Here is an 8,921-nt window from a genome sequence, read left to right on the forward strand (position 1 = left end):
GCACAAAACAGTCAAAAAAGGGTGAATTTATCGTCCTATACCCATATTTGGGGAGGTAACTTTGTTGTGCCCAAATTCGTCTATATGGTATAGTACGAAACGGTAGGGTATTTAGTTATTAAAGTCGTCGTCTGAATGCTTATATAAGAAATAATCAACACTGATGGAGGCATATGATGAAACAAAGAGATAAAAGGGTAAAGAAAAAAGGGAGCCGGGGCAAAAAGGCGCTAATTGTGCTGCTGGCACTTGTCGTTCTTGGAGCGGGGGGATATTTGTTCCGCAAGCCGCTGGCCGTCATGGCGTTCGATTTATTCCTTTCCGGCCAGGTCGAGAAGAAGCTGGAGAAGTCCTATGCTCCGCTTGAAGGAGAGCAAGCGAAGCCGAAGCCGGTCGTCAAAGAGCAGAAAATGGAGCCGTTCAGCGCGCTCCTGCTCGGGGTGGACCAGCGGGCGAATGAACCGGCCCGTTCGGATACGATGATTTACGCGGTGGTCCGGCCGGAGGAATCTAAGGTATTGCTGGTTTCGATTCCCCGGGACACATACACGGAAATTGTCGGCAGGGACAAGGAAGACAAAATTAATCATGCATATGCGTTTGGCGGCGAAAAGATGGCCAAAGATACAGTTGAGAACTTTCTCGGCAGTCCGGTCGATTATTATGCGGCCATCAACTTCGAGGGACTGCGTGAAGTAGTCGATGCGCTCGGCGGAATTGAATTGCCGATTACGAAAGATATCGTCAATAAGCAGAAGGATCACGAGAAGTTTACGATCAAAGCTGGAAAGCCGCTGTATGACGGACAGGAAGCATTAAACTACACCCGTTATCGCGAGGACAGTGACTTTAACCGGACGAAGCGGCATCAGGTGTTCCTAAGCGCCATCGTGGACCGGATGCTGAAGCTGGACCAGGTTTCGAAGATCCCCGATCTCATGGATATGCTGGGGGATAATTTTAAAACCGACATGATGCCAAGTTACATTATTGACCTCTCAAAGAAAGTTCTGCTGGGAGATGCCCCGTCGATCAACGGATTTACCATTATGGGGGAAGGCTTCCGCAAGAACGGGGTATATTATGACGCGGCCAATGAAGAAGATCTTGAATTTGCTAAGCAATTGATCACTAATTGGACGGATCCGGATACTAAAACGGAACAGCTGCTGATGCCGGATGCCCGGGAAAAAGCTGCCGATGAGGCGGAGAACGGGACGAAGGAAACGAACGAGAAGGAATCTGCGGGAACATCTGCTCAAGCGAAGTAATCAGCACTTATATCATTTTCAACATTGCGAATCAGCATTCATACATTCCGCGAATCCCTCGGCAGTCCGGTTTACCGGCTGCCGATTTCGCGCCATTTGAAGAACGATAGCATTGCTTATAAGTAAGGTAGAGGAGGATATTTTTCTCATGAATATTGCGTTTTTTTTACTGCCGAAAAATGATGTCGTGGCTGTAACATTGGATTCGACCTTACGGCAGACGCTCGAACGGATGGAATTTCACCGGTACACAGCGGTACCGATTCTTGGCCGGGATGGGGTTTACGTCGGAACGGTTACCGAAGGAGACTTGCTGTGGTATATGAAAAATTCGGCCGGCAAGGTCACTTTTGAGACCGCTTCAAAATTTCTCCTGCGGGATGTTCCTCTTAAAATGGATATCAAGCCGGTATCGATCGACGCCGATATGGAAGACCTGATCAACTTGGCCAAAGTGCAAAACTTTGTGCCGGTCGTGGATGATATGGGCCGGTTTATCGGCATCGTCCGCCGCAGCCAAATCATTGAATACTGCGAGAAATTCGTGGCTCGCGATGCTTCGGTCCGAAGCAATAACTAGGTCCTACTGTTAAAACTTGCTGCGACCGTTTGCGTCCCTTGCCGGGATTGCTTTATGCTATAATGAAGAATAATGCCTTTCGGGGAGGGTGGAAGCTGTCGGCCATGCAAAGGGAAATGGATGTAGCCAAACGAGCTAAAGTGATCGAGTGGTTAAAAACCGAAGTAGTCGATCACGTATCCCGTTTATTCAAAGCATTGTGGGAAGGCAGCACGACAAGGATAACGGATAGTATTGCCAGCCTGATCGTCAGCAGTTATATATTGGGGCGAAGACTGGGCGTTTCCTATCGGGATTTGGATGAAGCAATCCTGGAAAAGTTGAAAAAGCACAAACAGGAAGGCCACCAACTCGAAGATTGGTATCAGGATATATCTACATTGGAAGAACATATGCGTAAGAGGTGAACCCATTTGAAGCTTCGCTGGACATCGGTGGCCTGGAGCGTCGTTTATTTGCTGCTCCTGCTGTCACTCGCTACCCCGCTTACGGTCGTCACGGCTTTTTTCCTGATTGTGCCGGGCGTTCTGCTGTACACTACTTTATCGCCTAAAGCGTTCGTGCTTCATATAGCGCCGGTCTGGATCATCAGTGCTTTGATTTTCGGACCGATGATATGGCTGCAGGCTGCTTATTTTTTAATTCCCGGAATCGTAATGGGACATCTGTATAAAAAAAGAGCGTCCGCCATCCGGACCATCCTGACGGGAGCAGGTACGGTAATGGCTTTGTTCCTGATGGTGCTGCTGGTCAGCACGGTGTTCTTTCAATTTAATCTGGCTGTGGCCATTGAGGAAATGCTCAATACGGCGATGGCTCCGCTGCAAAATGTTGCGGACAGTCCGCTATCCAGCGGAGTGGTCTGGTCTCCGGAGCTGAGCCAACAGGTATCCAGCCTGACGGTACGCCTGATTCCGTTCACCATGATCGTCTGCGCTCTGGTCATTACGGCTATCGCTCATGCGATTGCCCGTCCTACGCTGGGCAGTATGGGTCATATTGTGCCGAAGCTTCCTCCAGTCCGCGACTGGCGGCTGCCAAGATCGCTGATCTGGTACTATCTGATCGGCCTGCTGATTCAAATGTTCGGCGGTGAGGCGGTTCATCAAGGCTTTATGGGAACGATATTGCTAAATATGATGCCGCTCCTGCAGTTTTTATTCATGATTCAGTCGGCAAGTCTGTTCTTCTTCGCAGCTTACCACCGGAAATGGAATCCGGCGATCCCGGTACTTCTTGTGGTGGCAATGTTATTTATTCCGCCGCTGCGCATTGTCGGGATTTTGGACATCGCGTTTCCACTGCGTGAGATGCTTACAAGACCAAGACGATAGGGTGAGAAGGCATGCCTAGTTTACTGCAAAAGCGCTGGCACGGTTATCAGACCGTTTGGATGTTCATGCTCCAGCTGATGCTCATTATATTCGTCTCCTACTATAATTGGATCCTTGGATTGGTCAGTTTGTGTCTGGTCTGCGTGCTGGCTTACGTCATGCTGCAGGCGGAACGGCGCTTCCGCAGGGATCTGGTTAAGTACGTGACGGATTTGACGTACCGGATCAAACGCGTCGAAGGAGAAGCTATCGGGCGTTTGCCGTTCGGGATTATGCTTTACAGCGAAGACCGGGTGGTAGAATGGCACAACCGTTTTGTGGGCGGGATGTTCGGCCGGGAAACGGTAGTAGGCTCGTCATTGGCCGAGCTTTTGCCTCCTTTGCCGCAGCCGGCTCGGGACAAAAAGGACAACAAAATCGGCAAATCCACGGTAGAAGTCGTGGCGAACGAACGCTACTACGAGTTGACCATCGATCACGATGAGCGGCTGATTTATATGCATGACATGACAGAGCTGGCGATGCTGCGCGAACGCTATGAGAATGAACGCGCCGCGCTCGGCATCGTGATGCTGGACAATCTGGACGAAGCCGCGCAAGGCATGGACGACCAGCAGCGGACCGCTCTGATCGCCCGCGTGGCATCGGCGATCACGGAATGGGCCAAGCAGCATCGCATTTATTTGCGGCGCTTGTCCTCCGAGCGATATCTGATGATGCTGAATCAGAGATCGCTGAACGAACTGGAGCAAAGCCGGTTCGTGATCTTGGACGAGGTCCGCGAGATGACCGCGGACCTCAAGGTGCCGATGACGCTGAGCATCGGCCTCGCCTTCGGCACCGAGCGCTTCAGCGAGCTGGGCGAACTGGCCCAGTCGAGTCTGGACATGGCGCTCGGGCGCGGGGGCGACCAGGCCGCGGTGAAGGCCGGTCAGCGGTTGTCCTTCTACGGCGGCAAAACGGGCGCCGTAGAGAAGCGGACGCGGGTCCGCGCCAGGGTCATCGCGCATGCGCTGCGCGATTTGATGCAGGAAAGCGACCGCGTCATTATCATGGGCCATCACATGCCTGACCTTGACGTGATCGGCGCCTCCATCGGTGTGATGAAGGCCGCCGATATGTACAAGGTCGAGGCGCACATCGTGCTGGATGGCCCCAACCCGGGTATCGAGCGCCTGATGGAGCGCGTCGACAAAGAAGAGGCGCTGGCGCGCCGCTTCATCTCGCCGGAGCAGGCGCTCGGCATGATGACCCCGCACACGCTGCTCGTGGTTGTCGACACCCATAAGGCGTCGATTACGATGGAGCCGCGGCTGGTGGAGGTCGCCCGGCGGGTCGTGGTGGTGGATCATCACCGCCGCGGCGAGGAGTTTATCAACGACGCGGTGCTGGTTTATCTGGAGCCTTACGCCTCCTCGGCCTGCGAGCTCGTCACCGAGCTTCTGCAGTATATTCACGAGAAGGTGGAGCTCAGCCCGCTGGAAGCGACGACGCTGCTGGCAGGGATTACGATCGATACGAAGCACTTTGCGCTGCATACCGGGTCGCGGACGTTTGAAGCGGCCGCCTTCCTCCGCCGGATGGGGGCGGATACGGCCATGGTGCAGCGGCTCCTGAAGGAAGACCTTCAGGAGTACATCGCCAAGGCCGACATTATCAAGCATGCCCGGATGATTTATGGGCATATCGCGCTGGCGGTGACGGAGGAAGACCATAAAATTCCGCAGCTGCTTATCGCTCAAGTGGCGGACACGCTGCTGAATATGACGAACGTGCTGGCTTCGTTCGTCATCAGCGAGCGGCCTGACGGACTGATCGGCATCAGCGCCCGGTCCTTAGGTAGCATGAACGTACAGGTAGTCATGGAACGGCTTGGCGGCGGGGGGCATTTGACGAACGCCGCGGTACAACTGGAAGGCACCCAGGCGGAGGCGGAGCAACGTTTGCTGGCCGTGCTGGAGGAAATAGATAAGGAAGAGGGGTTATTCGAATGAAGGTAATCTTTTTGAAGGACGTTAAGGGTCAAGGGAAAAAAGGGGAAATCAAAGAGGTATCCGAAGGCTACGCTCAAAATTTTCTGATGCCTCGCGGACTGGTTCGTCCGGCTACTGACGGCAATGTGAAGACGCTGGAGAATCAAACGGCGGCTGAAGTGAAGCGTAAGGAGAAGGAAAAGGAAGAAGCGCAAGCGCTGGGCAAGAAGCTCGAAGAAATGACGGTTACGCTGAAGGCGAAAGCCGGGGAAGGCGGCCGTTTGTTCGGAGCGATTACGAGCAAGCAGGTGGCTGAAGCGCTGGAGAAAGCCGGCGTGAAGATCGACAAGCGCAAAATTGAAATGCACGATCCAATCCGTACGCTGGGCGTGACCCAGGTACCGGTTAAGCTTCATCCTGAAGTAAAGGCGACGTTCAAGGTTCAGGTTACGGAGGAGTAACATGAGCGGCGATATATTTTACGATCGGATTCCCCCGCAGAATCTAGAGGCCGAGCAGGCGGTACTCGGAGCGATTCTGCTGCAATCCGAAGCGCTTATTACGGCGATGGAGCGGGTCCGTACCGATGATTTCTACGACAAGCCCCATCAGTTGATCTATGAAGCGATGGTTCAGCTCGGCGAGGAAGGGCAGCCGATTGACCTGGTTACACTGACCTCTCGTTTGCAGGATCGGGGAGAATTGGAGGAGACCGGCGGGGTCAGCTATTTGGCCAAGCTGGCGCATGCGGTGCCTACGGCGGCGAACGTGGATTATTACGCGCGCATTATCGAAGAGAAATCGATGCTGCGTCGTTTGATCCGGACGGCGACCCAGATCGTCAGCGATGGATATACCGGCGGAGAGGATGTCTCCGGCATGCTAAGCGATGCCGAGCGGCGCATTCTTGAAATTTCGAACCGCCGTTCCGGCAGCGGATTTATTGCCATTCGCGACGTGGTTATGGAAGTGTTCGAACGCGTTGAGCAGCTGCATCAGAACCGCGGGAATACGACCGGAATTCCTTCCGGCTTCGTCGATCTCGATAAGATGACGGCCGGTTTTCAACGGAACGATCTCATCATCGTGGCGGCCCGTCCGTCCGTAGGTAAAACCGCCTTCGCGCTGAATATCGCGCAAAATGTGGCGGTACGCGCCAAAGAAACCGTCGCGATCTTCAGCCTGGAGATGTCCGCAGCCCAGTTGGTGCAGCGGATGATCTGCGCCGAAGCGAATCTCGACGCGGGAATTATGCGGACAGGTGACTTTAAGAACGATGACGATTGGGCGAAGCTGACGATGGGGATTGCGGCTTTGTCCGAGGCGGAAATCTACATTGACGACACGCCGGGCGTGACCGTGGCCGATATCCGGGCAAAATGCCGGCGGCTGAAGAAGGAGAGAGGGCTCGGCATGATCCTCATCGATTACCTTCAGCTGATTCACGGACGCGGGAAGCCGGGCGAGAACCGGCAGCAGGAAGTATCGGAAATTTCCCGTACGCTTAAACAGATTGCCCGTGAATTGGAAGTGCCGGTAATTGCTCTGTCCCAGCTCAGCCGGGGCGTTGAGCAGCGGCAGGATAAACGTCCGATGATGTCCGACCTTCGGGAATCCGGTTCGATCGAGCAGGATGCCGATATCGTAGCGTTCCTTTACCGGGACGACTACTACAACCAGGAAACCGAGAAGAAGAATATCATCGAGATTATTATCGCCAAACAGCGGAATGGACCGGTCGGAACCGTCGAGCTGGTCTTCCTGAAGAACTTCAACAAGTTCGCGAATTACGAGCGGGCGCATATGGACGCTTTTGCCGGGTAAGCTTATTTTGACGGAAGCGATGCGTATTCTGCTTGTTTTAAGTTCTAGTTTATAGCCATTATTCATCCATTTCCGAACAATCATGCAGACGACTGTGTGATTGTTCGTTTTTAATTTGACTTTAAAAATGGGGACTGGTAAACTGATATTGCTGCTTTAGAGCAGTAAATGGCTTTGTCGCGTATGTCTATGAATTGTTCAAATACAGGTGCGAGGGCACCAGGCGGGGGAATGTACATGTCAACGGTAGTCGTTGTAGGTACCCAATGGGGAGACGAAGGTAAAGGTAAAATCACGGATTATCTGGCGGAGAGCGCCGAAGTGGTGGCCCGTTATCAAGGCGGCAACAACGCCGGTCACACCATTCTTATCGACGGCAAGAAGTACAAACTCAGCCTGATCCCATCGGGCGTGTTTTATTCGGATAAGAAGTGTGTTATCGGCAACGGCATGGTTGTAAATCCGGCCGCGCTGATTCAAGAAATCAACTATATTCACGAAAATGGCTTCAGTACGAAGAATCTGGTCATCAGCGACCGTGCGCATGTCATCATGCCTTATCACATGGTGCTGGATGCGCTGGAGGAAGATCGTAAGGGACCGAACAAAATCGGAACGACCCGTAAAGGGATCGGCCCGGCTTATATGGATAAAGCGGCTCGCAGCGGCATCCGGATCGCGGATCTGATGGATGCGGAAGAGTTCGAACTGAAGTTGCGCCATTTGATGAACGAGAAGAACCATGTCATTCAGCAAGTTTACGGTTCGGAGCCGCTGGATGTGGAAGAGATTCTGAAGCAATACCTGGAGTATGCGGAAGTTCTTCGTCCGTACGTCACGGACACTTCGGTCGTGCTTAACGATGCGATCGATGCGAAGCAAAAGGTACTGTTCGAAGGCGCGCAAGGCGTCATGCTGGACATCGACCAAGGGACTTATCCGTTTGTAACGTCCTCCAACCCGTCGGCTGGCGGCGTGTGCATCGGGTCCGGTGTGGGACCTTCGAAGATCGACCAGGTCATCGGGGTAGCGAAGTCGTATACGACGCGTGTCGGCGACGGACCGTTCCCGACGGAACTGCACGATGAAATCGGTGATTTCATTCGGGAAACCGGCCATGAGTACGGCACGGTTACAGGTCGTCCTCGCCGCGTTGGCTGGTTCGACAGCGTCGTGGTCCGCCATGCTCGCCGCGTCAGCGGGTTGACCGGCCTCTCGCTGAACTCGCTGGACGTATTGACCGGTTTGAAGACGGTCAAGATCTGCACCGGCTATAAATACCGGGGCGAAGTGATCACGCATTATCCGGCCAGCCTGAAAATGCTCGCCGAGTGCGAAGCGATCTACGAGGAGCTTCCGGGCTGGTCCGAAGATATCAGCGGCGCGAAGACGCTGGAAGATCTGCCTGAAACGACCCGCAATTACGTGAAGCGCGTATCCGAGTTGACAGGCATTCCAATCGCCATCTTCTCGGTTGGCCGCAACCGCAGCCAGACTAACCAAGTACTGCCGATCTACTAGTAAGGTAGTTAGAACCGCCTCAGGGATTAAATTCCCTGGGGCGGTTTTTGTATTGTTTGGATAAGCTTGGTGGATGGTAGCTTGATGGGTGGTGCGAGTCTGGCAGAGTTACTAGGAGGGGAAAATTAGCTGTAGAACCTGCATCTAATTTTGGAGAATCGGGCTAATTGGGGCATTTAGATGTAAAACCTGCAGTTAATTTCGCTCCTTTTGCTTCTACTAGCGGAAAAGGAGGAAATTAGATGTATGTTTTCCATCTATTTGTTGTGAATTCGAAGAAAGAAGAGAAATAGATGTAGGTTTTACAGTTACTTTATATTTAGGGATTACATTCGCAACCGTAGCCTAGCCGTAGCCGTATCTAAACCCAAACCCAAACCCAAACCCAAACCCAAACCCAAACCCAAACCCAAACCCA

General features: G+C 53.1%; 8 protein-coding genes. All 8 read left to right on the forward strand.

The window, feature by feature from the left end:
• Window positions 1-173: 173 nt before the first annotated feature.
• The 8 genes from KB559_RS23850 (at window position 174) to KB559_RS23885 (ending at window position 8,503) form a co-directional block, all read left to right on the forward strand.
• Entirely contained in the window at window positions 174-1,271 is a 1,098-nt protein-coding gene (locus KB559_RS23850) for an LCP family protein (protein WP_211025816.1), read from the forward strand.
• A gap of 148 nt (window positions 1,272-1,419) precedes the next feature.
• Window positions 1,420-1,851: a CBS domain-containing protein gene (locus KB559_RS23855; RefSeq protein WP_211025818.1), complete on the forward strand. Its 432-nt coding sequence runs from the start codon at window positions 1,420-1,422 to the stop codon at window positions 1,849-1,851.
• Window positions 1,852-1,955: 104 nt separating this feature from the next.
• Window positions 1,956-2,258, forward strand: coding sequence for a MazG-like family protein (locus KB559_RS23860; RefSeq protein WP_211025820.1), 303 nt, complete (start codon window positions 1,956-1,958; stop codon window positions 2,256-2,258).
• Window positions 2,259-2,264: 6 nt separating this feature from the next.
• The gene (locus tag KB559_RS23865; RefSeq protein ID WP_211025822.1) at window positions 2,265-3,185 is read left to right on the forward strand and encodes a DUF2232 domain-containing protein; all 921 of its coding nucleotides are present in this window, start codon (window positions 2,265-2,267) and stop codon (window positions 3,183-3,185) included.
• An 11-nt stretch (window positions 3,186-3,196) separates the two neighbouring features.
• Window positions 3,197-5,179: a DHH family phosphoesterase gene (locus KB559_RS23870; protein ID WP_211025824.1), complete on the forward strand. Its 1,983-nt coding sequence runs from the start codon at window positions 3,197-3,199 to the stop codon at window positions 5,177-5,179.
• Window positions 5,176-5,619, forward strand: coding sequence for a 50S ribosomal protein L9 (gene rplI, locus KB559_RS23875; protein WP_211025826.1), 444 nt, complete (start codon window positions 5,176-5,178; stop codon window positions 5,617-5,619). The genes KB559_RS23870 and rplI overlap by 4 nt, the downstream gene beginning before the upstream one ends.
• Window position 5,620: 1 nt before the next feature.
• Window positions 5,621-6,982: a replicative DNA helicase gene (gene dnaB / locus KB559_RS23880; protein ID WP_211025828.1), complete on the forward strand. Its 1,362-nt coding sequence runs from the start codon at window positions 5,621-5,623 to the stop codon at window positions 6,980-6,982.
• Between the two features lie 237 nt (window positions 6,983-7,219).
• The gene (locus tag KB559_RS23885; protein ID WP_211025830.1) at window positions 7,220-8,503 is read left to right on the forward strand and encodes an adenylosuccinate synthase; all 1,284 of its coding nucleotides are present in this window, start codon (window positions 7,220-7,222) and stop codon (window positions 8,501-8,503) included.
• Window positions 8,504-8,921: the final 418 nt, after the last annotated feature.

The organism is Paenibacillus sp. Marseille-P2973 (assembly GCF_018101095.1).
Classification (GTDB): Bacteria; Bacillota; Bacilli; order Paenibacillales; family Paenibacillaceae; genus Fontibacillus; species Fontibacillus vini.